This window comes from Nocardia sp. NPDC058640 (genome assembly GCF_042716995.1).
Classification (GTDB): domain Bacteria; phylum Actinomycetota; class Actinomycetes; order Mycobacteriales; family Mycobacteriaceae; genus Nocardia.
Genome location: NZ_JBHXRG010000001.1, coordinates 570,422 through 595,165, shown reverse-complemented (window position 1 = coordinate 595,165; position 24,744 = coordinate 570,422). Strand labels below are relative to the sequence as shown.

The following is a 24,744-nucleotide window of genomic DNA, read 5'->3' as shown; positions in this document are numbered from 1 at the left end:
TCGACGATCGGCCACTCCTGGATGTCGTCACCAGTACCGTGTTTGCGAAAACAGCTGTTCGACTGAGGAGGGTCAGGGCGCCGCTGCGACGCCGAGCTATGTGGTGGTCGGAACCGGTGGCGGAGACCGAATCGAGATGCCCGCGGATGTCCCATCAGGCTTTGAAGCAGGTGGTTGCGGCCCTGCTGGCAGGTCGGGCGGTCACTGTCGCGCCGCACGGCATGACCGTGACATCGCAGCAAGCCGCCGACTTGCTCGGGGGGTGAGTCGGCCGACGGCGGGCGGGTGCTCGGTGTGAGGGCGTCAGTTGGTCTTGATCGGGCTTTCGTTCGTTAGGCCCCAACGGGTTTCGGTGTGGACGGTGATTTCTGCTGGGGGAGCGGTGATGGTGCGGGTCAGGCGTTGGAGTTCGCCCCAGTCTCGGGTCCAGTCGTTGGACAGGTAGGTGGGGATGGTGTGGGATCGGGTGAGCATGGTGGTCCAGCCGAGGGGGCCGCCGCCGGTGGCGTTCTGCCAGGTTTCGGAGACCTGGGCGTTGAGTTTGTCGGGTTGGATTCGCCAGATGGGGAGCTCGGCTACGCCGTTGCGGTGGTTGAGGGGGCGTTGGCAGGGGAAGGCGTGTCCTACATGCCAATCCGCGAGGATCGGGTCGGAGTTGCCCACTACGGTGTTCAGGGGCGACAGCTTTGGTAGGCGGGGTGGGGTTATCGCGAGCCATTGCATGGGGTCGGGGTCGCTTGCGTCGGCGATGAGCCGAACTGCCGTGGTGCCTGCGGGGATTCGGTCGAGTTCGATTGGCAGGTTTCGCCAGCCTGGGGCTCCGCCGACCATCGGCGGTGTCAATTCGCCTAGGACGGTGGAGGTTCCGGCCTCGGAGTGGCGAGCGAACTCCACCCGTAGCCGCTGGCCGGGTAGGCGTGAGCCGTCGGGAGCTGTCGACTCTATCCGTCCGGCGACAGTCAGGATCAGCACCCGATGTACTGCATTGCGCTGTGCGGCAGCGAGATCCATTCGGTACCACTGTGTGGTCAGCTGGGTGCGCTGCGGCTCGCCGCTCGAATAGCTTCCGAGGACCGGTGTTCGCTCGGGGGCGAGACCGAATGGCAATGCGACTGTGCTTCCGTTTACGCCGGCCATTGCGGGTTCGGGCGAGCCGGGTCCTCCCGGTGGACCCCCGGTCGGGCCGGTCGGTGGTGTCCCGTTGGAACCACCTGGTGCGGAGCCGTTCGCGCCGGGCGTCGAGATGCCTCCGGCTGGGGGTGGGCCGCCGGGTGCGCCTCCGCCCGGGCCTGAGCCGCCGGGGCCTGAGCCGCTAGGTCCGCCTCCGCGCGGGTCTGGGCCGCCGGGTCCGCCAGGTGCTGGCCCTGAACCTGAAGGAGGCGTGGAGGATTGGCCGGGTCCGGGATCGGGCGCGAGGCTTCCGACACCGTTGGGGGTGAAGCCGGTGTTCTCGGCGGCCAAGCCCTCGGCGACGGTCCCGCTGACCGGGGTGAGCAGCGAGTCCGCGGTGTTGGTCTCGACGAGAACGTCATCAGCCATGGCGCACTTGTCACCGGTGAGCGCGCGTAGATTCGACAGACCCACTGAGTAGGCCGGGTACTGCGAAATAGCTGCAGAGGCAAGGGAACCCACTTCGAACAACACCATGGCCGCTGCGGCGACGGTGAGTGGCGCGACCGCAGGTGTCCGGCGATATCGCCGACTGCCGCCTCGACTGGCGACAGCGCCCGCGCGGCCACGATCTATGACGCGGCCGCTGTCAGTACCTGTACCCGCGGCCCGGTCGGCACTCTGTGCGCCCTTGCCGTGGGCATGGTCGCCGTCGCCGTCGGCGGTAACCAACGGCGAACGGTAGTACTGGCAGAACGCAGCGACGAGGGCTACGCCTGTTGCGGCGAGGAAGAAGGTCGATACTTCGACGCCGCCGATCGAGGGAGCGCGGTCGGGCCAGGGGACTCCGTAACCCGAGACGTACCACCAGCCGTTGGATCCGGTGAAGCTCACGGCGAGCACGAACAGTACGGCGGCAGCGAACAGGGTTCGGAGGTAGTTGGGGGTTCGGATCAGAGCCACGGCGGTGATCGCGGCGAGGGCGGCGGCCAGGCCTGCGTAGACGCCGAAGTGGTGGGTCCATTTGGTGGGGGTGAACATCATCAGCAACAGCGCCATGAACACGACAGCGAGAATTCGGGTTACCGGGCCACGGGCGGTTGCGGGGATGCGGCGCAGGGTTGCGAGGATGCCGACGGCGAGGCATAGGAGCATCGCGAGGACGCCGAAACGGCGGGCCAGGGAGCCGTCGGGGTTGACCGAGAGCAAGGAATCCCAGCGGGTGCGTTCTTCGAACCAAGACATGTCGGGGCCGACGAGTTGGCGCACGCGGGTGGCTTCGAGGACGGTCGAGAGGGTTTGGTCGGCGAAGACCACGACCAGCACGAGGGTGCCCGCTGCGAGGATCGGGGCCACGAGTGCGGCGTACCGCAGGAACGTGGGCTTGCCACCCGAAGCGGGTGTGGCGCGGGCGACGATGGTACGGAGTACCGGTCGTGAACCGGCCAATAGCGCTGCCACACAGATCAATCCGGTCGGACCGGCCGCGAGAGAGAATGCGGCGATCAGTACCGCGACGGCGGCAGGGAGTAATCGCCGGGTGGCGATCGCTCGTTCCATCGAGCACCAGGTGAGCAGTACGCCCACCGCGATCAGCGGTTCGGGGCGTAGGCCGTTGTTGTAGGGCAGCCAGATCGACAGGAACACCAACGCGGCGGTCCAGCGCGCCACCGGCGAAACGGCACCAGAACCTAGGCGCGGCAACACTTCCCGACTGATCACCAGCCAGCACACGAACCCGGCGAGCAGCGCGGGCAATCGCATCCATAGCCCGATCTCGCTGACACGCGTCGTCTGCGCGAGCACTTCATACGGCCACCCGAATGGTGCCTCGGCGACCTGGAACCACCGGTAGTAATTGGCGGTGTATCCCGCTTCTTTCGAAGCGCGCGCCATCGTGAGGATGTAGCCGTCGTCAGAACTGTTGGCGCCCAACACATGCCAGACCGTCAACGTTCCCGCGACCACGGCATCGAGGCTGGTGAACCGCCACCAGCGTGCGGGCAGCACGCGACGCCAACGACGTCCATCGCGAGTGTCGTTGCGGTGCAAGCAGATCAGCGCGAGCAGCGCGCACAGCACCGCACCGATGATCGCCGCCAGCTTCCATCCACTCGGACTCGATGAGAACCGCGTATCGATCTCGGCGTGTAACCGAGCATCGCCCATCCGCCCGCGATCCAGCTCGGTATAGACCCCGACCACTTGCGGCCGCACGTCAGCGTCCACCGTTGTCTTCATCGGGGATCCGTCTGCCCGCTTCAAACCGGTGAGTTCCGCGGTCGTACTCGATGCCGTCGAAACCACCGTCAACGCACCACACGCCGCCGCAACACCGGGCCCGCCCCTCGGAGCAGTCGGCGCGGTGGATGGCGGCGCACCATTGGGAGGAGCCGCGCCAGTGGGCGGTGCGCTGCCAGCAGGAGGCGACCCCGGCGGCGGCCCGCCACCTGGCATCCCGGAGGCAGGCGCGGCACCGCCGGGAGGCGCGCTCCCGGCCGGAGGACCACCGTGCGGCGGTGCGCTTTCCTCGGCGGGTGCGGGGCCGGATGGTGGGCCAGATCCTGCGGGCTGACCCTCACCGGCGGAACCCGAGACCTGCGAAGGACCCCCTGCGATATCCGCGATAGGCGCACTCAACAACAGCTTGTCCCGCAACACAACCGACAACGTCCGCCCAACCCCGGGCCGATCCTCGATCCGCGCGACCAACCCCTTCGACCCGGCTCGCGGCGCCTGCGCGGGAACCGTGGAAAGCACTGTCCCACCCGACAAATCGAGCAACGCCGTGCACGGAATGCTCACGTCGAGCGACAACGGCACATAACCCACCAGCGGCGCGCTCACCTGCATCGACTGCGGCTGCGGCCAATCCAGGCTCGCGCGTTGCTGCTGCACCGGCAGCAACGGAGTCGCCACCGCCAGCACCACGCCCAGCGCCCCCGCCGCGATCCCGATTTTCTGCACTCGGCCGAAGCCGGAAGAATCTCCACCCACGAATGACGATGCTAGCCATGGTGAGTGGATCAGTGTGGACGGCGTAGCTCGGTGACGGCGATGCGCGCGGCTTCACCGATGGCGGCGTCGACCGCAGGCAGCATCGGATCGGCGCGGGCGGCACGCGTGAAAACCGCGACGGCGACCGGTGTTTCGCCGGGGAACTCGATGACGGCGACCTCGTTGCGGATCACGCCGATGGTGCCGGTCTTTCCCGCGACGAGGACTCCGCGGTGCGGGAACGCGGCCGCTATGCGGTGCAGCCAGACCTGCTTGCGCATCACCGTACGCGCGAATTCGGAACTGGCGGCGGACAATACGTCGCCCGACCACAACTTCGACAGGAAGCGGGTCATCTCTTCGGGGGTGGTCGCGCTCGCGTAGGACGGGTCGTAGGCCGAGACCGTCCATGCCTCGTCGTTGTCGGCCAAAGCCGCGAAAGCTTCTGCGGTGCTGTGGGTATCGGTGTCGCGAACGAGGCTGCGGTACTGGTCCACGGTCCCGCCGAGGATACGAGTGTCGGTGAGGCCGAGTTCGTCGATGAGGTCGCTCACCGCTGCGAGGCCCACCTCACCCAGCAGCACGTCGGCGGCGGCATTGTCGGACACCGTCATCATCGAAGTCGCCAGGTCGCGCCGGCTGATTTCTACCGGATCATGCAGTGCCGCAATGCCGGTCGGGCCTGGCGTGCATTCGGTGGGGTCGATGGTGAGCCGCTCGGCAGGGTCGATCCGGCCCCGGTCGACCTGTCGCAGGAACGTCGCGAACAGCACGAGCTTGTATACCGACGCGAACACCACCCGGTCACGCCCACCGACCGAAACCTCGTCGGGCGAACCGTCGCAGCGCCGTGCGTGTAACCAGCCGACGCAGCCCGCGTCCGCGAACACCGCACGAATTCGAGTCGCCGCAGCATCGAGCCGATCGCCTGTGAGGGAAAGGCTTTGACCTGTGTCGAACTGGTCCGAACGCCGACCATCCGAACGGCTCATCGCAACCGCTCCCGATACAGCACCCGATCCAGTACATCGGCCTGATCAGCGGCATCCGCGCGCCGAATCACCCTCACCCGCACCGCAATCGACTGCGGCGCCAACGTCAACCACGCCACTCCCGGTGTCGGCGTGGGAGGTGCGGCGGTCACCCCGAAGCTGGTACCCGCGGCGACAGCGGCCAGCACCGCCCGATCGTCGGCGGCGGCCAGCGGCGGTGCGTCCAGGCCGCGTTCGCGCAGCAGGTCGACAATGCTGTCGAAGGCGGGCGGGTTGGCGGCGCGTGGCGGATGCGCGAAGTTCAGCCCGGCGAGCATCGGAAACGTCGGCCGCTCGGCGGTGGTGGTGCGGTGCTCGGCCGGCACCACCAGCCAGCGCGGCAACTTCAACACCGGCCCTGCCTCGACGCCGTCCACCAGCGCCGGATGCTCGATCACCGCCACATCGCACACCCCCGACCGCACCTGCGCGACCAGATCGACGGTCGTGCCCAGCGCGGTCGCCACATTCCCACCCGCGGCACGCAGGCCCGTCACACACGCGGCGACCAAACGGTCGGGCAGCGCACTGGTCGCCGCGAACCGCACGGTGCCGCTGAGCTGCGCGATCCGCTGTGACTCGGCGAGCAACCGGTCGGCGTCGTCGACGAGCAATCGGGCGCGCGGCAGCAGATGCCTGCCCTCGGTGGTGAGCAACGCGCCCTGATTGGTGCGGCGGATCAATTCGACGTCGAGGTGCTGTTCGAGGCGGCGCAAACCCTGCGACAGGGGTGGTTGGGTCATGTCCAGCGCCGCTGCCGCCTTCCCGAAATGGCCCTCGTCCGCGACAGCGACGAAGAACCGGAGGTGGCGGATCAGATCCATCAAGCCATTGAACCAGCGCGCTTGCCGCGACTTGGTCGAACGGCCATGACGAGCAGGTAGTGCGCGACGTTCGGAAGAGATTTAGCGGTGTCTACCTGCGGTGATATCGAGTTCGACTCGTCCAGGGCACTGTCCGATATTGGCATGGAAGCGGCCGATGATGATGTTGTGCACCAGTGACTACCTCCGCACTGAAGCGACCCCTTTTGCGAACTCGGTTGGCTGCCGTCGCCCTGGCGGCATCGGCGGTGACTTTCACCGCCTGCGCGAGCAGTGAGGTCGAGCATGCCCCCAGCGTGTCACCGTCTGTACCAACAGAATTCGCGGCTTTGGAAGCGAAATATGGTGCCCGACTGGGGCTGTCGGTGGTCGATACCGGCAGCGGCGCGAGGGTGAACTATCGCGAAAACGAACGCTTCGCAATGGGTTCGACCTTCAAGGGTTTGGCGTGTGGCGCTCTGCTGCAGGCACATCCGTTGTCCACCGGCTACTTCGACCAGGTCATCCACTACACGTCCGCCGACATCGTGGTGAATTCTCCCGAGACCGAGAAGCACGTCGACACCGGCATGACCGTGTCCGCGATCTGTCACGCGGCAATCACCGTCTCCGACAACACCGCTGGAAACATCGTCCTTCGAATGCTGGGTGGCCCAGCAGGATTCACCGCATTCCTACGCACACTCGGCGACACCGTCACGCGCCTGGACCGCTGGGAACCCGAACTCAACGCCGCCATCCCCGGCGACGAACGCGACACCACCACCGCCGCCGCCCTGGCCGCCGACTACCGCGCTCTGGTCCTCGGCACCGCCCTCGCCGACCCTGAACGCGCCCAGCTCGCCGACTGGCTGCTGGCCTCGACCACCGGCGCGAAACGCATCAAAGCAGGCCTGCCCGCCGACTGGAAAGTAGGCGACAAGACCGGCACCCCGTCCTACGGCTCAGCCCTCGACGTCGCCGTCGCCTGGCCGCCCGGCCGCCCACCCCTGGTGCTCGCGGTGCTCACCACCAAGCCCGACCGCGACGCCGCACCGTCCAACGAGCTCGTAGCGGAGGTAACGAAGATCGCCGTCGGGCAGATATGAACCCAGTCACCTCTTGTCACCCGTTGCGCCATCTCGGCCCCACTGACCAGGAGATATCCATCATGACGCGAACCCACACCGCGACCGCACGCAAAGCCCTCGGCGCCACGGCGATCATCGCTGGCCTCGCCGCAGTGGTCGCCCCGCCCGCGACCGCCTCCGTCACCACCATCTCGATCGCCCCCTCGGCCACCTTCGGCCTACACCCCTACGGCACCGGCTGCTCCTACACCGTCAACGTCACCGTCGACGACAACACGAAAACGGTCTACTTCTACGAAGAAGGCCAGGGCCCCAGCGGCTTCTCCGAAGCAGTCCCCGTCAACGGCGTAGCCAGCACCACCTGGGTCCCCTCCCGAACCGACATCACCTACATCTACGCCGTCCAACCAGAAGCCTGGCCCGAGACCCGCTTCCCCGTCAGCGTCGGCACCGGCATAGACACCGGCTCCGCCTGCATCGCCTTCTGAACCAACCCCGACGTACACGCCAGATCATCTAGGCTGACTCGCACAGACATTCGAGTGGTGGGAGTTGGCATGACTGTGGAACTGATGAATCCGGACGGGCTGCCCAAGCCGGAGGTATACCGACAGCTCTCGATCGCGACCGGTTCGCGGCTGGTCTTCCTCGCCGGGCAGGTCGCGCGTGATGCCGACGGAAACCCGGTTGGCGCAGATGATTTCGCGGCGCAGGTCGAGCAGGCTTACCTCAATGTCGGTACCGCGCTCGCGGCCGTCGGGGGTTCGTTCGACGATGTCGCGAAGCTGACGATCTACGTCGTGGACTGGGGCCCGGAGAAGTTTCCGCTGCTCGGTGAGGGTGTGGCGCGGGCGGCGGCGAAGTTGGGGGTGGATCCGGTCAAGCCGATCACGTTGATCGGGGTTGCCGCGCTGGGGGAGCCGGATCTGCTTGTCGAGGTCGAAGCGACAGCTGTGCTCGACTGAGGATTATGCACTCCGGACATCAGCACCTCGGCTGCCGCCGAGCGGTAATGGCTTGGCGCCATGCCGAATTCGCATTGCTATCACGGGCGGGCATTGTCCTGGCCTGTTGCGCACTGCTGGCTAGCTGCGCTGAGCAGACTGCGCCTGAGTCACTCGCCGGCGGTGCGGCGATTCCGGCGGGGGTGACATTCGCCGCGGAAGTGGCGGTTACTGACGCCGCGGCGAAGGTCACATGGCGTTTGGACAATCGCAGTGATCGAGAAGTGCTTGTGCCGATTCGGATCGAGCGCATGGGATCCATACCGCCTGGGGAAGTGTACGTGGTCCCGGCAGGTGACTATGTGGAACTCGCGCAACGCTTCTTCGAATGGCCCGCCGATGTCGGGGAGTTGTACGTGTCGCCGTCAGTCGATGTACTCCGGGTACGTCCGGGCACGACAGAGTCACGAACTATTGACGTGCCTCGCCCGTTCCTTCTCAATCACCCGTTCTACGTCGGTAGCGAGCCGAAGCTGCCGAGACGGCCCGCGGGTGTGGTGTTCTGTCTCGGGGTAATCGCGGAGCCGTACCCGCCGCCGTTGGCACTGCGCTCATACGACGGTAGGGAATTGGGGAGCCATGGGTCGGCAGTCTTCGCGCTTCAGCATCGCTTCTGCGCGGACCCGATAGCGATCGATTGAAGGGAGTCTTCTAGAGCTAACCTGTTCTCATCCTGATCGATCGGAACCCCTTGCGCCTTCGTTGGATTGTCGCGCCTATCGCTGCCGCGTCCGCGCTGGCTCTGGTGGCGTTCGGTGTTCGCGATACCGAGACCGAGTGGTCCAGTGCGTGGGCGACGTCGGTGCAGTATCCGATTTATCAGAACTGGTCGGCAATGGGGTTCTCGGATCAGACTGTGCGGCAGGTGGTTCGGTTGTCACAGGAGGGTTCGCAGGTTCGGGTTCGGTTGTCCAATCGCTATGGGGAGTACCCGCTGCCGGTGAAGGCGGCTACTGTTGCGCGCAGTGTGGGGGGTGCGGCTGTGGCTCCGGAGTCGGTGCGGCCGTTGATGGTTGGTGGAAACTCCGACTTTGTGGTCGCGCCCGGCGAAGAAGTGGTCAGCGATGCGGTGGAAACGGTCGGGTCGTCGATGGCGGTGACGTTGTATCTGGCCCAGCCCACCGGTCCGGCCACGCAGCACGGGCAGGCGATGACCACCACCTACCGGGCCGCGGGGGATCACAGTGCGGACCCGGCGGCGGTGGCGTTCACCGAGAGTTCTCAGTCCTGGTACTACCTGGCGGGCGTCGACACTGTGCGGCCGAAAGACTCCAAAATCACTGTGGCATTTGGTGATTCGCTCACCGATGGTTATCGCTCCACCGTGAACGCGGATCAGCGTTACCCCGATCAGCTGGCTGCGGTCGGTCACCACGGGCCGGTGGTCAACGCCGGGATCAGTGGCAACAAACTGCTGACCGACTCGAATGTGTTGGGCGACAACGCCATCGCCCGGTTCCGGCGCGATGCGCTCGATCAGCCGGGAGTCGGCACCGTCGTGGTGCTGATCGGTATCAACGACATCGGTCTATCCGGTAGCGCGGGCCCGGACGGTATCGTCTATCCGCTCGTTTCCACCGATCAGCTCATCAACGGATACCGCGACCTGATCACCCAGGCGCGCAACAGGGGCGTGCGCATCGTCGGCGCGACCATCCCGCCGTTCGCCGGGTCGACGTATTACGCGGTGGAGAAGGAGCGAATGCGCACCGACGTGAATACGTGGATACGCGAGTCGGGTGCCTTCGACGAGGTGGTCGACGTCGACCGCGCGCTGGCCCAACCCGGTGATCGCGCGCACCTGGCGGCGCAGTTCGACTCCGGTGATCACTTGCACCCCAACGACTCCGGCTACCGGACGGTCGCCGCCACCATCGCGCCGGCTCTGCACAGCTGACCAGCGCCGATACTGACCCGTAACCCAACAGCCGGTGAACCCTGGTCTGCCGAGTGGCAGCCGGGGCGGGGCCTCGATATGCTCGACCCGATTCCGAAACAGGCTGCCTTGCTGCGTGTTTGATGACCACCTATGGCCGGGGGCTTGTGAGTACTGCGGACGTACTGCCGATGACACAGACGGTTTCTGCACCGGAGAAGTCCGGTGGCAGTGCCGGATCCGTGGTGCTGGGGGCCGCGGTCGCGGTGGTGGCGATCGCCGCGGTGACCGCGCTGTTCGCACCGTCGAACATCGGCATCCCGATCCTGGCCGCCGCCGTGACCGCGGCGCTGATCGGGGCACCGGCGATCGCGTTCGCGCTGCGCCAACGCGCACAGGCGCGCGCGAACCTGGCCGCCGCGCAGCGAGCCGAACAGCAACTGACCGCCGCGACCTCCGAAGCCGCCGCGCGGTTGACGCAGGCCGAGGAGCACACGGCCGGATATGCCTGGGAGGCACAGGAAAACGCGCGTCGCGGTGCCGCCGCCCTTGCCGCGTTCTCCGGTGCCGCCGGCCGCATCCAGGCGATGACCACCTCCATGCTGGCGGAGTTGCGCGAGATGGAGCACCGTCACGCCGACCCGCGCGTGCTCACCGACCTGCTGCACATCGACCACCGCACCGCTCAGGCCGGCCGCCTCGCCGACAGTATCGCGGTGCTCAGTGGCGCTCGCACCGGGCGCCGCTGGGCCAAACCCATTGCGATGGAGTCGATTCTGCGCGGCGCGATGGGTCGTGTGGCCGGATACCAGCGCGTGCGTTTGCGGGCGATCGCCGACATCGGTATCGCCGGGCACGCCGCCGAGGGCGTGATGCATACCCTGGCCGAACTGCTGGACAACGCCTGCAATTTCTCCCCGCCCACCACCGAGGTGCACGTCTACGCCGCGGAAGTGCCTGCGGGAGTGGTGATCACGATCGAGGACAGCGGTCTGATCATGAGCGACTCCGCGTTGCGTCGCGCCGAAGCCGCGGTCACCGGGCGCGATCACAAGGGCAAGGGCGCCGACCTGGCGACGCTGTCGGGCACCCGCCTCGGGCTGGCCGTGGTCGGGCACCTGGCGCGCAAACACGAACTCACCGTGTCGTATCGACCCTCGGCCATCGGTGGCACCGCCGTGGTGGTCGTGGTCCCGCGCGAACTTACCGCGCGCGCGGAACGTCGCAGTCGCAACACCGCGCCGCGCGTCGCCGAACCTGCGACATTGAGTCAGTTCGACAACCCGATTCCGCGTCAAAGTGCTACTGGCACAATGTCACTGGGCGATACCGGCCCGATCAACATCATCGATCCGGCCGATCAACACACACCATCCAACGGCACACTGCCGAAGCGCCGCAGAGGCGACACCCTGGCCCAAGTCCACCCCGAAGGAATCACCACCACACCTGCCACTCCTGCCCCACCGGCCAAGCCCACCGCACTGGGCGCCTTCCAGCGTTCCGCGCCGGGCCGCACCGCTTCCGACCCACTGGAGGACCGATGACCACCACCGCCCCGGCCGATCTCGGCTGGCTGCTCGAGAAACTGCTCGCCCGCACCCCACGCGCCAAACATGCGCTGCTGCTGTCGGGTGACGGGTTGAAGATCTGCCACACCCCCGAACTCGATGTCGATCGCGCCGACCAGCTCGCCGCGATCGCCGCCGGGTTCCAGAGTCTGGCGCACGGGGCCTCCGTCGAGTTCGGTGACGGGCGTGGCGGAGTTCGCCAGTCGATGACCGAGTTCTACGGCGGCATTTTATTCGTGGTCGAGGCGGGGCGCGGCGCGCATTTAGCGGTGGTCGCCGCCGAGGACGCCGACGCGGGCCTGGTCGGGCACACGATGCACGAGCTGGTCGAACAGCTCGGCGAGCACATGGCCGCGCAGCCCCGACGGGGTGTGACCGATTGACCAGGGCGGCACGCGACGACGATCCCGACCGCTTCTACACCTTGACCGGCGGTCGAGCGCCCGCCACCGACGACTTCGACCTGGTCACGCTGGTGGTCGCGGAGTCGGGGCCCAGCGCCGGGATGTCCTCGGAGCAGGCCGCGATCCTGGACATGTGCGCGGCGCCGACCGCGGTCGTGGAGATCGCCGCCGAGCTGCGGCTGCCCGTCGGCGTGGCCACCGTGCTGCTGTCGGATCTGCTCGCCGAAGGCAAGATCACGATCCGACCCCCGTTGTCGGCGGCGATGTCGCTGGACCTTTCCACCCTCGAGAAGGTGCTCGTTGGACTTCGCAAGCTCTGAGAACGTGCCGACGCGGGCGCGAGCACCGCTGCACAGCACGGCGAAACACGGGCTGAAAATCGTGGTCATCGGCGGATTCGGTGTCGGCAAAACGACATTGGTGCGATCGGTGAGCGAGATCCGGCCCTTGGACACCGAGGCCACCATGACCGACGTGAGCGCGGGCGTGGACGACACCACCGGCGTGCCGGGCAAGTCGACCACCACGGTCGCCTTCGACTTCGGGCGCATCACCCTCGACGAAGAGCACGTGCTCTATTTGTTCGGAGCGCCTGGGCAGCAACGGTTCTGGTTCCTGTGGGACCGGCTGTTCACCGGTGCGCTGGGCGCGATCGTGCTGGTCGACCAACGTCGGATCAGCGATTCCTGGTACGCGATCGACCGGCTCGAACACCAGAACACGCCGTTCGTGGTGGCCTGCAACGACTTCGGGGAGACACATGCTCCGGACGAGGTTCGCGAGGCGCTGGACCTGGATCCCGCGGTGCCGCTGGTGATGTGTGACGCGCGCTCGCGCGAATCGAGCAAGCAGGTGCTGATCAGCCTGATCGAGCACCTGTATTCCGCTGTCCCCCAGGGAGAACCCGTCACATGAGCACACCGACCGGCTGCCCGATCACCGGCGCGGTGCCGTTGAGCGGTCCTGAATTCCACATCGAACCGCACGAGGTCTACCGGCGGATGCGCCGCGATCACGGGCCCGTCGTCGAGGTGGATCTGGGCGGATTCCCGGCGTGGCTGATCATCGGCTATCGCGAACTGCACCAGGTGACCAGCGATCCGCTGCTGTTCCCGCGCGACGTGTCGCTGTGGAATCAGTGGGGCAACGTGCCCGCGGACTGGCCGTTGCTGCCGATGGTCGGGCAGCCCATGCCCTCGATCTACTTCACCGCCGGTGCCGAACATCGCAGGCACCTGGCGATGGTCGAACCCGCGCTGGACGCGGTCGACCACTTCGAATTGCGCCGTGCCTGTGAGGAAATCGCGGACCGGTTGGTCGACGGGTTCTGTGGTCGCGGCACCGCCGACCTCATCGCGGAATTCGCCATGAAGCTGCCCGTGCTGGCGCTGGCCCGCATCCTCGGCCTGCCCGACACCGATGCCGACGACCTCGCCCTGGTGATCAAGATGCTCGCCGACGGCGGCGCCGACGCCCAGGCCGGACACGCCCGCTTCGCCGAACACATGGCGCGACTGGTCGCGACCAAGAAGGCCCGTCCCGCAGGGGATTTGGTGTCGCTGATGTTGGCCGACCCGGAGCCGTTCACCGACGAGGAATACATGATGGACCTGATGGCGATCACCGCCGCGGGTCACCTGCCCACCGCCGACTGGCTCGGCATCTCGATGCGTCTGATGCTCACCGACGACCGCTTCGCGAACTCGCTGGGCGGCGGCAGACGCAGCGTCGGCGAGGCCATGAGCGAAGTGCTCTGGGAAGAGGGACCGACCTCGATTCTGGCCGGTCGGTGGGCCGCACGCGATACGCGTCTGGGGGACAAGACGATTCGCGCGGGAGACATGCTGTTGCTCGGTCTCGCCGCGGCGAATCTCGATCCCCATGTGCGACAGTCGTTTTCCGAGGGGGGATCCGTGCCCACAGGCAACAACGCGCACTTCGCCTTCAGCTACGGCGAATACCGCTGCCCTTTCCCCGCCCAGCAGATCGCGGAGATCATCGCCAGGACCGGCATCGAGGTGCTGCTGGACCGGCTGCCCGACATGGACCTGGCAGTGCCCGCCGACCAGCTCACCCGGCGACCCTCAGCTTTTCTTCGTGGCATGACCGCACTGCCCGTTCGTTTCACACCAGTTCGACCCGTCGGAGGTTTTTCGTGAGTTCCACCTGTCCCTTTGCCATCGATCCCATGGTCGGTGACCTCAACGGGGAGACCGCCCGACTTCGTGAGCTCGGCCCGATCACCCAGATCGACCTGCTCGGCGTGCCCGCCTGGACCGTCACCGATCACGCGATCGCCCGCCAGCTGACCACCGACTCCCGGCTGGTCAAGGACATCAACGCGTGGAAGCTGTACACCGACGGCGTGGTGACCACCCAGTGGCCGCTGATCGGCATGGTCCTGGTCGACCGGTCGATGTTCAGCGTCGACGGGGCCGAGCACCGCAGGCTGCGCCTGAAGACCGCGCAGGCGCTGGCCCCGCGCCGGCTCGAGGAACTGCGTCCGGTGATCGAGCAGCTCACCGCCGACTTACTCGACGATCTAGAGGCCGCGGGCGCCGACGGTGCGCCGGTCGACCTCAAGGAGATCTTCGCCTACCCGCTGCCGATGCGCGTGGTCGGTGACCTGATGGGCGTCGCGCGCGAAGACCACGCGCAGCTGCTGGACTGGTACAAGAAGTTCTTCTCGGTGATGACCCCGCAGGACGAGCGGCTGGCGATCATCGGCGGCCTGGACGTGTACTTCACCGACCTGGTCCGGGCGAAGATCGCGAATCCGGACGACGACCTGACCTCGGCGTTCATCACCGCCGACGAGGGTGGTGAGCCGCTCACCGAGGAAGAGGCGATCGGCAACATCAAGGCACTGGTCGCCGCCGGGCACGAGACCACCGTCAGCCTGATCATCAACACCGTGCGCGCGCTGCTGGGCCACCCCGAGCAGTTGGCGAAAGTCCTTGCGGGCGAGGTGGAATGGAAGCAGGTCATCGAGGAGTCGCTGCGCTTCGACGGTCCGGTGTCGCATCTGCTGATGCGGTTCGCCGCGGAGGACATCCAGGTCGGTGACACCCTGATCACCAAGGGCGACGGGGTGGTGATGTCCTACCGGGCCGTCGGCCGCGACACCGCCGTGCACGGGGACACCGCCGACGAGTTCGACGTGACCCGGTCAACCGCCAACCGGCACTTGGCATTCGGGTACGGGCCGCACATCTGCCCGGGCGCGGCACTGTCGCGTCTGGAAGCCGCGATCGCGCTGCCCGCGCTGTTCGCCCGCTTCCCGGATCTGCGACTCGCGGTGCCCGACAGTGAGATCGGCAATCTGCCGGTGCTCACGCAGAACGATCTGGCCGCGTTGCCGATCATCTTGAAGTGATCGATCGTCGCGCCCGGCGAACTGTCGCGGGGCGCGACATCGTGCCTACAGGCCCAGATCGCGGCCGATCAGTTCCTTCATGATCTCGTTGGAACCCGCCCAGATCTTGGTGACCCTGGCATCCATCCACGCACGCGCGACCCGGTATTCGCGCATGTAGCCGTAGCCGCCGTGCAGCTGCACGCACGCGTCGAGCACATCGTTCTGCACCTGCGCCGACCACCACTTCGCCTTCGCGGCGTCGACAGCGGACAGCTCGCCGTCAGCGTGCGCGGCGATGCCCTGGTCGACGAACGCCTGTGTCACTTCGATTTTGGTGACCAGTTCGGCGAAAAGGAACTTGTTGTACTGGAAGCTGCCGATCTGCTGACCGAAAGCCTTGCGCTCCTTCGCATACTGCAGCGTCTCGTCCAGAATCGCCGCGGCGTGTGCGAGATTGGACACCGCGGCGCCGATGCGTTCCTGCGGCAGGCGCTCCATCATCGCGATGAAACCGCGGTCGACCTCGCCGATCCGGTTGGCGTCGGGCACGCGCACATTGTCGAAAAACAGTTCGGCGGTGTCGGATTCGGGCTGACCCACCTTGTCGAGCTTGCGCCCGCGAGTGAAGCCGTCCATCCCGTTCTCGATCGCGAACAGGGTGATGCCCTTGGCCTTCTTCTCCGGGCTGGTACGCGCGGCCACGATCACCAGGTCGGCGTTGAAACCGTTGGTGATGAACGTCTTCGAGCCGTTGACGATCCAGTCGTCACCATCGCGCACGGCAGTGGTCTTCAGTGCGGCCAGGTCCGAACCACCCGAGGGTTCGGTCATGCCGATGGCGGTGATGATCTCGCCGGTGCAGAACTTCGGCAGCCAGCGCTGCTTCTGCTCCTGGGTGGTCAGCTCCACCAGGTATGGCGCGCACACGTCGTAGTGGATGCCGAACGAAGACGCCACCGCCGCACCGGATTTGGACAGCTCCTCGGCGAACACCGCGTTGAACCGGTAGTCCCCGGCGTCGCTGCCACCGAACTCCTCCGGCACACCGAGGCCGAGGTAACCCAGTTCGCCTGCCGCAAGCCAGGTTTCGCGATCGATGGCTCGCTGCTCGGTGAACCGTTCGGCGTTGGGCTCGATCGAACGCTTGACGAACTCGGCAACCGACGCGCGAAACGCATCGTGATCCTCGGTGAACAGCGAACGCTTCATGATGTCCTCATCGTTGGCTTGCGACTTGTCGCCACCATGATTCCTACACTGTACGAATCCCGCAACCACGGGCAACGGATTGTGCTCCGACAACAAAAAACTCCCCGGTCACAATGACCGAGGAGTTCTCGCTGTAGCCCCGACGGGATTCGAACCCGCGCTACCGCCTTGAGAGGGCGGCGTCCTAGGCCGCTAGACGACGGGGCCAGAACAACAGCTCACCAGGGTGAACCGCGCGGACCTACCATAGTCGACGACCGGGCGTTCGACCAAAACGGCTGGTCGGCCGACCGGCCCCGTGCTACCTGGCGATGACGGAGGGTTCTCCCGGCGAGCGGGTAGCCGCCGCTTCCAGGGCGGCGCGGATGACCGGGGCGCCGTGCTCGACGAACTCGGCGATCGGTGCGGCGAGCGCTTCGGGCAGGACGTCGGTGTGCCAGACGAACCGGGTTCTGCCGTCGGCGGTGGCAACGGCCTGCATCGAGGCGTTGTGGTGGGAGGGGTGCAGGTCGCCGCCGACCGCGCAGTAGGCGACGCGTCTGGTGGCCGGGTCGAGGTCGACCAGGCGTTCGGCCACCACGGTGCCGTTGGCGAAAGTGACTGTGCGGGTGTCGCTGTCGACTCGGGTGTCGGTGACGAAGCCAGGGGCCAGGCGTTCGTGCACCGCGCCGAAGTCCTTCAACACGTCCCATACCTGATCCGGTGTGGCATCGACGAGGAATTCTTTGTGCACGGATGCCATGGTCGTCTCCTTGTTCGGGGTCCTGCCCCCAGCATCCCCGCCCCGACGGCCCCGGTCTTGAACATTTTTGCGGCCGACTTGTCACACCCCGGGCGTACGGTCGATTCATGTTGTGCGCAGTGCCGATCGCAGCCCGACCGGACTTCACCGTGACCGCGGTGAACTGCCACGCCGACCACACCCGCTGGTCGGCGCCGCAGGCACGCCACGACCACCGCATCGTGCTCGTGCGGCGCGGCCGGTTCCGGCGGCAAGCCGACGGGGTGGCCGCCGACCTGGATCCCACCGTCGGATACGTGGGCGTGCCCGGCGAGGAAGAACGGTTCGCGCATCCCGCGGGCGGCGATATCTGCACCTCGATCAGCGTCACGCCCGAGTTCTGGGAGGGTTCCGCGGTCGCGCGGGCCCTGTACGTCGACGCCCGTGTCGCGTTGGCGCACCATCAGCTGCTCGAAGCCGGCGCCCGCGGTGACATCGACTACGCGGTGACCGAGGAACTGCTCGGACTCGTCGCAGCCGCCACCGGACAGCCGATGCCGAGTCGCCGTCGCGACGACGAGGCGACCGTCACCGCAGCTAGACAGGCCATCCTCGCCGGTGCACCGGAAGCCGCGGGGCTGCGGTCGCTGGCCGGACTGCTCGACGTCTCGCCCTATCGACTCAGCCGGGTGTTCTCCCAGCACATGGGCGTCTCATTGACCCGCTACCGCAACCGAGTCCGCGTCGGCCACGCCATGAACCGCCTCACCGACGGCGAAACCAGCCTCGCAGTGCTCGCCGCAGACCTCGGCTTCGCCGACCAAGCCCACCTGACCCGCACGATCGGCGAGCACCTCGGCCACACCCCCACCGCCCTGCGCCGATTACTCAGCAAGCACGTGGACCCGGCGATCCAGGAAAGAGTGGGGCGATGACCGGCACAGTGTCTTGTGGTCGGCACCGGTGCGTCCCATAATTGGCTGGTCGGTGCACCTATCCTCTCGAGAGAGTGGCCATGACAGCAGCATCTCGACGGGCCAGGATCAGGACCGGGGTGGTCGATCCGAGCCTGCATTGCCGGTTCGTGCCCGATTTCACCCAACGCAACACGCGGTTTCTCGCCGCGACGACCGGCGCCGATTCGCTATGGACCATCGACCATCTGATCGGTTTGTGGCCTTCGTCGTTGTGGAAGACGGCCCACACCGGCGGAGCCAGGGTCGTGCCGCACTCGGATGCGTACTACGACCCATGGACCCTGCTCGGGTACGCCGCCGCGCGCAACCGGTTCAGCAGGCTGCGGCTCGGCGTCGGTGTCACCGACGCGGGTCGGCGAAATCCTGCTGTCACCGCGCAGGCCGCCGCGACCCTGCACCTGCTCAGCGGCGGTCGAGCGATTCTCGGGATCGGGCCGGGGGAGCGCGAGAACAACGAGCCCTACGGCGTCGACTGGCAGCGGCCCGTCGCTCGCTTCGAAGAAGCCGTGGCGACGATCCGGGCGCTGTGGGAATCCAACGGCGAAGCCATCTCTCGCGATTCGGAGTTCTTTCCGCTGCGCGACGCGGTCTTCGCGCTGCCACCGCACCGCGGCACCCGCCCCGAACTCTGGATGGGCGCACACGGGCCACGAATGCTGCGCGCCGCGGGCCGATACGCCGACGCCTGGCTGCCCGCTTTCCCGAGCAGCCCGGCCGAATACCGTGACAAGCTGGCGGTGATCCGGTCCGCGGCCTCCGATGCCGGTCGCGACCCCGCATCGGTCCAGGCGGCAGGCTGGATGTTCGTCATCACGGCCCGCTCGGCGGCGATCGTCGAGGAGATCCTGCACTCACCACTGTGTCGCGTCTTCGCGCTCAGCGCATCGGCGCAAGCCTGGGCCCGACACGGTGTCGACCATCCACTGGGGCCCACGTTCACCGGCGCGCAGGACATCCTTCCGCAGACCATCGATGAACCCACCGCACTGGCCTACGCCGAGCTGGTCCCCGACTCGCTGTTGCGCGACTGGCTGGTCGTCGGCACACCCGACGAGGTCCTCGACCAGATCGCCGAACGCCGCGACCACGGCCTGACCTATGCGGTGATGGCCGACCTCGCGATCCTCCACCCGAGCCTGCGCACCGGTATGCGCGCGTCGACCTCCTTCGCGAAAGTTTTGCGTGGTGTCCGACGACTGTGAAAGGAGGTTGAGACTGCTGGCGAAAGAAGTGGCCGAGGTCGGCGCGGCCGAAGAGATCCGGGCCTTCTACGGCGATGGCCGAGTGCCGCTGCCTGAAGGTGTTGTCGAGCCCAGCGAATCCGAGCTGGCGGCAGTGGATGATATGCAGTGGTGAGCGAAGATTCGGTGCGTTTGGTCCGGGGCCTGCAGCGTTGACCTCGCGCTGGAGGAAGGGAAGGTGAGGCCATGACCAGCAAAGCGCGGCGTGGCGGGGTGAAGTTGACCAGTCTCTCCCAGCCGCTGTTCGGCGGGGCAGAGGCGATCAAGCGGGATCTGGTAGACCAAGGCGACGACCTGTATTCTCGAACATGTGATCGAGACCGTGCGCTACACCTATCGGTTGCGCCCGGGCGCGAAGGCGACGCGCGCACTCCTCGATGAGTGGCACCGCTGCCGGTACCTGTGGAACGAAGCGGTCCATCAGCAGAGGAAAGGTTACAAGCCCACCTTCTGCAAACTGTCGAAACTGCTCACCGAAGCCCGTGGTCGCGTGGCGTGGTTGCGCGCGGGATCCCAAGTCGCCCAACAGCAGACGTTGCGTACTTACGCCGCCGCGCTCAACGATTCCTACCGGATCGCCGGCCGTGGGCAGCCTACCGTGAAGGCCCGCAAGAACACGCTGCCGTCGCTGGAGTACACCCTCCGCGGATTCATGATTCGAGACGCTCGGCTACGGCTGCCCGGTGGTGTCATGGTCCCGGTCGTGTGGTCGCGGGACCTGCCGTCGGAACCCACCTCGGTCCGCGTCTATCAGGACTCGATTGGACACTGGTATGCCTCGTTCGTGGTCCGTCGAGACGTCGAACCGCTCGCCGAAGCCGACGGTGAGATCGGCATCGACTGGGGCGTGGCCACCACCGCGACGACCACCGACGCCGCCCACGATCTGCCCTTCGGTGGGCACCGGAAGCGATGTGCGGCGGAGTTGGCGAAAGCGCAACGGAAGATGTCGCGCCGTAAACGGCCTCGCGGGCAGGCTCCGTCGAAGGGCTACCTGCAAGCCCGGCGTCAAGCTGCGCGGTTGCACAAAAAGGCTGCCCGCCAGAACACCCATGTGTCTCGACAGTGGGCACGCGGCCTGGTGGCCGTCCATCAGATCATCGCGGTGGAGGACTTCAAACCGAAGTTCCTCGCTCGTTCCACAATGGCACGCAAGGCTGCGGATGCCGCTATCGGTGCGGCCAAGCGGGAATTGATCGAGCGTGGCGTGCGGGCGGGTCGGAAGGTGGTGTTGGTTCCGCCCGCGTTTACGACGATGACATGTTCGGGGTGTTTCGCGATAGCCAAGCAGCGCCTCGAGCTCGCCGAACGAACTTTCCGGTGCGAGTACTGCGGGTATATCGCGAACCGTGACCGGAACGCCGCCAGAGTGATTCTGGCCGCGGTAGATCCCGACCGTGCTGGTGTTGACGACGTAAGACGCCGCGTGTCACCTTCCGGGGATGCAGGCGGTGCGGTCCGAGTCAGAAATCCCGTGGTTACCGCTATCGGGAAGGGTTAAGCAGAAGAACCTGCCGACACACTCTCTGCGTGATGGCCGACGCGTCGTCGATGCGCTGGTTGATCCGGCACAGCGAGACCGTTCGACTGGTACTCGATCCGGTTGCACTTCCGGCCAGGACCTTCGATCGAGCGAAATGCAGTGTGTCGACCACGATTTCACCGTCGATGTGCCGGCCGTGGGCACAGACCCTCAGCGGATGACGGCCCAGATATGTCAGGCGGGGGAGTGGGAGCCGAATACCCCGGTGCAGGTGCTGCTGCACGGCGGCGCCTACGACCACCGCTACTGGGATCTCCCCTTCCAGCCCGACACGTATTCCTATGTCCGGCAGGCTGTTCGAGCCGGACACGTGACGGTGAACATCGACCGGCTCGGCTACGGGCGCAGCAGCAGACCTGACGGCCAGGTCCTCGATTTCGACGCGGGTGCCGACGCGGTGCACAAGGTCGTGGCGCAGCTCCGGGCCGGTGCGGTGGGGCCGGGTGCGCGCACCGTGGTGCTCAACGGGCATTCGATGGGTGGGATCGTCGCGGTGCGTGCGGCGGCGCTCGGGGATGTCGACGCGGTGATCGTCAGCGGAATCCCACCCGAACCCGACGCCGGTCAACCCGATGACGATGGACCCGACGACGACCGGAGTCGCTACCAATTCGTCTCGGCCGCAAAGGATCCCCGCTTCGCCGACAACCCGTGGAGCGCCGGCTACCTCACCACCGGCCCCGGCACCCGCATGGAAGCCTTCCACTACCCCGGCACCTATGACCCGGCCATCCCGGCTGTCGAGGAGGAAATCGCCGACACCCTAGCCATCGGCGAACTACGTTCCGTCCGGCCGGACCCAGGCACCGCCGATGCACCACCGTCCGCGAAATCCGAGGTCCCCACCGCTTACGTACTCGGCCGCCACGACACTATCGCCTGCCCTGCCGGCGACTGCGCTACGGACCCGCGCGCAGCGACCGCCGACCGCATCATCGAATCCAGCGGCCACTCGATCAACGCGAGTTCCGGCGCCGCCGATTTCTACCGCTGGACCTTCGACTGGCTCCGCGGCCGAGGAATCGGCTGAGGACCAGGGCGATCACGTCGACAGCCCACTGGCATGACGGTGCCAGTGGGCTGTTCACCTGTTCGTGGGAGGTCAGCTACCCAGCGACGCCACGCCCGCTTGAGCGAACTTCTCATCCATGTCGCCACTCGGCGCACCCGCCACGCCGATGCCGGCGATGGGGGCGTTGTTGGACTTCACCGGCGCACCGCCGCCGAGGAACAGGGTGCCGTCGATGTCAGCCAGGTGGGGGGCGGACTCGAGGCGCTTGGCCAGTTCGGTGGTGGGGGCGTTCCAGGACACGGCGGTGAAGGCCTTCTGCTGGGCGGCGTCGTAGGACTGCGGGCCCGCGCCGTCGCCGCGCAGGGTGACGATGACATTGCCGTTGCGGTCGACCACGGCCACGCTGACGCGCTGGTTCTCCTTGGCGGCGGCGTCGAGGGCGGTCTGGGCGGCCTTGGTGGCGGCGGCGATCGACAGGTGGGTGGACTGGTTCAGGTTGGCGTCGGCGACGTTGGCGACGACGGGGGTGCGGGTCGAGGCGTCCTGGTCCTGGGCCTGGACGGTGACGACACCGAAGATGCCGGCGCCCACGACCGCGGCGGTGGCGCCGGCGACGATGAGACGGTTGCGGGTGCTGAACTTGGTCGACATTGCTGCTCCTGCGGTGTTCTCGGCCGACCGGCGGTGTGCCGTGGCCTGTTGATATCCATCCTGTTCGCGGCGCGGCTCTACCGAATCGTCGTAGTGGCTGCATTTCCACGGCCGGATCGGTCGACACCGGGGTCAACCGATCGGATGACCCGCTGGGGGCGACGTCCAGGGAGAATCGGTGTTTGCCCACGCCCAGTCGCTTTCTCGGCGGCCTCGACCGAGGCAGGATCGAGGTCGACAGGGCGAACCCGCGGCGCTGGCCGCTGACGACACAGGTGGATGACATGACCCAGTTGCACGGCGCCCAGCGCGACGACACGCGACTGCTCGCCGTCATCGTGCACAGCGCGTTCTATGTCCTGCTGGCCGCCTCGCTGTTGCGATTCCTGTTGCGCCACAGCGAAAGTCCGCGCACACCGTGGGTGATCGGCCTCGCGGTGGCCCTGGCTGTCCTCTACGCACTGAGCGAGCTGCGACATTCGAGTCGACTGCTGTGGTTCGTTCTGTTGGTCGTCGCGTGGGCGGTGCTGGTGGTGCTCGCGCCGAGTTTCGCCTGGTGCGCGGTGCCGCTGGTGTACACGGGGCTGCGCATTCTGTCCGAGCGGGTCGCGGTGTCGCTGGTGGTGGTGCTCACCGGGTTGGTGGTGGTCACGCAGGTGCGGCTGGCGGGTTGGGCGGACCCGAATCTGCTGTTGGCGCCGATCGCGGTCGCCGCGGTGACCACGGCGTTGTTCGTCGGGATGCGTCGGCAGGCGCAACGGCAGGCCGACCTCATCGACGACCTGGTGCGGACCAGGCAGCAACTGGCGGCCACCGAACGCCGGGAGGGCACGCTGGCCGAGCGCGAACGCCTCGCGCGGGAAATCCACGACACCCTCGCACAGGGCCTGTCCAGCCAACGCATGTTGCTGCAGGCCGCCGACCTGGTGTGGGACACCGATCCCGAACTCGCGCACACCCACCTTCGTACCGCCGCCGAGATCGCCGAACGTGACCTCACCGAGGCCCGCCGCTTCGTCCACGACCTGGCCCCCGCCGACCTCGCCGCCGGCGGATCACTGCCCGCGGCCCTTGCCGCCGTCGCCGCACGCGAGACCACCGACACGCTGACCGTGCGCTGCCATATAGAAGGCACACCTGGCCCCCTGCCCCAGCGAGTGGAGGCGACCCTGCTGCGCATCGCCCAGGGCGCACTGGCCAACATCCGCGAACACGCCGACGCGAGCACGGCCACCATCACTCTCACCTGCCTCGACGACCAGATCGTGCTCGACATCGCCGACAACGGCCACGGCTTCGACCCCGACGACCTAGCCGACCCCGCCGAACACCGCGGCCACGGGCTGCCCGCGATCCGCGCGCGCGTGCGTCAACTGGGCGGCACCTGCACCATCGAATCCGCGCCGGGCGACGGCACCGTGCTCTCGGCGGCGATTCCGTTGGGGACAACCGGCCGATGAGCCCAGGTCACGCTGTCGGCGCATTACCATCGGATTCCGTGACCACCACCGTGCGCTTGCTGATCTGCGACGATCACGCGGTCGTGCGCGCCGGTCTGCACGCGTTGCTCTCGAGTGCCCCCGATATCGAAGTCATCGGGCAGGCCGCCGACGGTCCCGCCGCGGTCGCGCTCGCCGCGAGCCTGCACCCCGATGTGGTCCTGATGGACCTGCAACTGGGCGGCGACATGGACGGCATCGAGGCGACCCGCCGCATCACCGCTCAGACCCCCGCACCCCACGTGCTGGTCCTGACCACCTACGACACCGACGCCGACATCACCCGCGCGATCGAAGCGGGCGCCACCGGCTATCTGCTCAAGGCCGAGCGCCCCGAGGAGCTGTTCGCCGCCATCCACGCCGCCGCCAGCGGTCACACCACGCTGTCGGCGCCGGTCGCCGCGCGCGTGATGGCCCGAATGCGCAACCCCGGCCCCACGCTGACCGCCCGCGAACGCGACATCCTCGGCCAGCTCGCCCAGGGTCTGGGCAACCGGGAGATCGCCCGCGCGCTACATATCAGCGAGGCCACGGTGAAAACCCACCTGGGCCGCATCTACGACAAGCTCGGCGTCGACACGCGCGCCGCGGCCGTCGCGGTGGCCACCGAGCGGCGTCTGCTCGCCTGAGCGTGCGTGACCGGGCC

The 24,744-nt window shown here is 67.1% G+C and carries 23 protein-coding genes and 1 tRNA gene; 17 read left to right on the top strand and 7 right to left on the bottom strand.

Annotated features, from left to right (window positions below; genetic code table 11):
• Window positions 1-303 precede the first annotated feature (303 nt).
• The 3 genes from ACFWU5_RS02915 to ACFWU5_RS02905 form a co-directional block, all read right to left on the bottom strand.
• Window positions 304-4,107: an arabinosyltransferase domain-containing protein gene (locus tag ACFWU5_RS02915; protein WP_379265962.1), complete on the bottom strand. Its 3,804-nt coding sequence runs from the start codon at window positions 4,105-4,107 to the stop codon at window positions 304-306.
• Between the two features lie 29 nt (window positions 4,108-4,136).
• Complete coding sequence (locus ACFWU5_RS02910) at window positions 4,137-4,997, bottom strand: serine hydrolase (protein ID WP_379265960.1); 861 nt, start codon at window positions 4,995-4,997, stop codon at window positions 4,137-4,139.
• Window positions 4,998-5,095: 98 nt separating this feature from the next.
• Window positions 5,096-5,962, bottom strand: coding sequence for a LysR family transcriptional regulator (locus tag ACFWU5_RS02905; protein WP_379265959.1), 867 nt, complete (start codon window positions 5,960-5,962; stop codon window positions 5,096-5,098).
• Window positions 5,963-6,168: 206 nt separating this feature from the next.
• Between ACFWU5_RS02905 and bla the strand changes: the two genes are divergently transcribed.
• The 10 genes from bla (at window position 6,169) to ACFWU5_RS02855 (ending at window position 15,263) form a co-directional block, all read left to right on the top strand.
• Window positions 6,169-7,050: a class A beta-lactamase gene (gene bla / locus ACFWU5_RS02900; protein ID WP_379266206.1), complete on the top strand. Its 882-nt coding sequence runs from the start codon at window positions 6,169-6,171 to the stop codon at window positions 7,048-7,050.
• A 62-nt stretch (window positions 7,051-7,112) separates the two neighbouring features.
• Window positions 7,113-7,520: a hypothetical protein gene (locus tag ACFWU5_RS02895; RefSeq protein WP_379265958.1), complete on the top strand. Its 408-nt coding sequence runs from the start codon at window positions 7,113-7,115 to the stop codon at window positions 7,518-7,520.
• A 69-nt stretch (window positions 7,521-7,589) separates the two neighbouring features.
• Window positions 7,590-7,997, top strand: coding sequence for a RidA family protein (locus ACFWU5_RS02890; RefSeq protein ID WP_379240404.1), 408 nt, complete (start codon window positions 7,590-7,592; stop codon window positions 7,995-7,997).
• A 946-nt stretch (window positions 7,998-8,943) separates the two neighbouring features.
• Complete coding sequence (locus tag ACFWU5_RS02885; protein WP_379265957.1) at window positions 8,944-9,933, top strand: SGNH/GDSL hydrolase family protein; 990 nt, start codon at window positions 8,944-8,946, stop codon at window positions 9,931-9,933.
• Window positions 9,934-10,103: 170 nt separating this feature from the next.
• Window positions 10,104-11,459 (top strand): sensor histidine kinase, encoded by a 1,356-nt coding sequence (locus ACFWU5_RS02880; RefSeq protein WP_379265956.1) that lies wholly within the window; start codon window positions 10,104-10,106, stop codon window positions 11,457-11,459.
• On the top strand, window positions 11,456-11,866 hold the full coding sequence (locus tag ACFWU5_RS02875) for a roadblock/LC7 domain-containing protein (RefSeq protein WP_379265954.1): 411 nt from the start codon (window positions 11,456-11,458) through the stop codon (window positions 11,864-11,866). The genes ACFWU5_RS02880 and ACFWU5_RS02875 overlap by 4 nt, the downstream gene beginning before the upstream one ends.
• A complete protein-coding gene (locus tag ACFWU5_RS02870) occupies window positions 11,863-12,207 on the top strand; it encodes a DUF742 domain-containing protein (protein ID WP_379240408.1) in 345 nt (114 codons plus the stop codon). Before ACFWU5_RS02875 ends, ACFWU5_RS02870 begins: the two co-directional genes overlap by 4 nt.
• Before the next feature lie 4 nt (window positions 12,208-12,211).
• Window positions 12,212-12,802 (top strand): ATP/GTP-binding protein, encoded by a 591-nt coding sequence (locus ACFWU5_RS02865; protein WP_379265953.1) that lies wholly within the window; start codon window positions 12,212-12,214, stop codon window positions 12,800-12,802.
• Window positions 12,799-14,046, top strand: a complete 1,248-nt coding sequence (locus ACFWU5_RS02860) for a cytochrome P450 (RefSeq protein ID WP_379240410.1) — start codon at window positions 12,799-12,801, stop codon at window positions 14,044-14,046. Before ACFWU5_RS02865 ends, ACFWU5_RS02860 begins: the two co-directional genes overlap by 4 nt.
• Complete coding sequence (locus ACFWU5_RS02855; RefSeq protein ID WP_379265952.1) at window positions 14,043-15,263, top strand: cytochrome P450; 1,221 nt, start codon at window positions 14,043-14,045, stop codon at window positions 15,261-15,263. Before ACFWU5_RS02860 ends, ACFWU5_RS02855 begins: the two co-directional genes overlap by 4 nt.
• Before the next feature lie 45 nt (window positions 15,264-15,308).
• On the opposite strand, the gene ACFWU5_RS02850 is transcribed toward ACFWU5_RS02855, so the two are convergent.
• The 3 genes from ACFWU5_RS02850 to ACFWU5_RS02840 form a co-directional block, all read right to left on the bottom strand.
• A complete protein-coding gene (locus ACFWU5_RS02850) occupies window positions 15,309-16,454 on the bottom strand; it encodes an acyl-CoA dehydrogenase family protein (protein WP_379240412.1) in 1,146 nt (381 codons plus the stop codon).
• A gap of 134 nt (window positions 16,455-16,588) precedes the next feature.
• Window positions 16,589-16,661, bottom strand: a tRNA-Glu gene (locus ACFWU5_RS02845).
• 94 nt (window positions 16,662-16,755) lie between these two features.
• Window positions 16,756-17,196: an SRPBCC family protein gene (locus tag ACFWU5_RS02840; protein ID WP_379265951.1), complete on the bottom strand. Its 441-nt coding sequence runs from the start codon at window positions 17,194-17,196 to the stop codon at window positions 16,756-16,758.
• Window positions 17,197-17,303: 107 nt separating this feature from the next.
• Between ACFWU5_RS02840 and ACFWU5_RS02835 the strand changes: the two genes are divergently transcribed.
• The 5 genes from ACFWU5_RS02835 to ACFWU5_RS02815 all read left to right on the top strand — a co-directional run bounded on the left by ACFWU5_RS02835 (window position 17,304) and on the right by ACFWU5_RS02815 (window position 21,966).
• The gene (locus tag ACFWU5_RS02835) at window positions 17,304-18,110 is read left to right on the top strand and encodes a helix-turn-helix transcriptional regulator (protein WP_379265950.1); all 807 of its coding nucleotides are present in this window, start codon (window positions 17,304-17,306) and stop codon (window positions 18,108-18,110) included.
• Window positions 18,111-18,190: 80 nt separating this feature from the next.
• Complete coding sequence (locus ACFWU5_RS02830; protein WP_379265949.1) at window positions 18,191-19,354, top strand: LLM class flavin-dependent oxidoreductase; 1,164 nt, start codon at window positions 18,191-18,193, stop codon at window positions 19,352-19,354.
• A complete protein-coding gene (locus ACFWU5_RS02825; protein WP_379265948.1) occupies window positions 19,335-19,508 on the top strand; it encodes a hypothetical protein in 174 nt (57 codons plus the stop codon). Before ACFWU5_RS02830 ends, ACFWU5_RS02825 begins: the two co-directional genes overlap by 20 nt.
• Window positions 19,509-19,703: 195 nt before the next feature.
• A complete protein-coding gene (locus ACFWU5_RS02820) occupies window positions 19,704-20,894 on the top strand; it encodes an RNA-guided endonuclease InsQ/TnpB family protein (protein ID WP_379265947.1) in 1,191 nt (396 codons plus the stop codon).
• A gap of 199 nt (window positions 20,895-21,093) precedes the next feature.
• Window positions 21,094-21,966, top strand: a complete 873-nt coding sequence (locus ACFWU5_RS02815) for an alpha/beta hydrolase (protein ID WP_379265946.1) — start codon at window positions 21,094-21,096, stop codon at window positions 21,964-21,966.
• Window positions 21,967-22,038: 72 nt separating this feature from the next.
• On the opposite strand, the gene ACFWU5_RS02810 is transcribed toward ACFWU5_RS02815, so the two are convergent.
• Window positions 22,039-22,599: a heme-binding protein gene (locus ACFWU5_RS02810; protein WP_379265945.1), complete on the bottom strand. Its 561-nt coding sequence runs from the start codon at window positions 22,597-22,599 to the stop codon at window positions 22,039-22,041.
• A 284-nt stretch (window positions 22,600-22,883) separates the two neighbouring features.
• Between ACFWU5_RS02810 and ACFWU5_RS02805 the strand changes: the two genes are divergently transcribed.
• Window positions 22,884-24,059, top strand: a complete 1,176-nt coding sequence (locus ACFWU5_RS02805) for a sensor histidine kinase (RefSeq protein WP_379265944.1) — start codon at window positions 22,884-22,886, stop codon at window positions 24,057-24,059.
• Window positions 24,056-24,727: a response regulator gene (locus ACFWU5_RS02800; protein ID WP_379265943.1), complete on the top strand. Its 672-nt coding sequence runs from the start codon at window positions 24,056-24,058 to the stop codon at window positions 24,725-24,727. The genes ACFWU5_RS02805 and ACFWU5_RS02800 overlap by 4 nt, the downstream gene beginning before the upstream one ends.
• Window positions 24,728-24,744 lie beyond the last annotated feature (17 nt).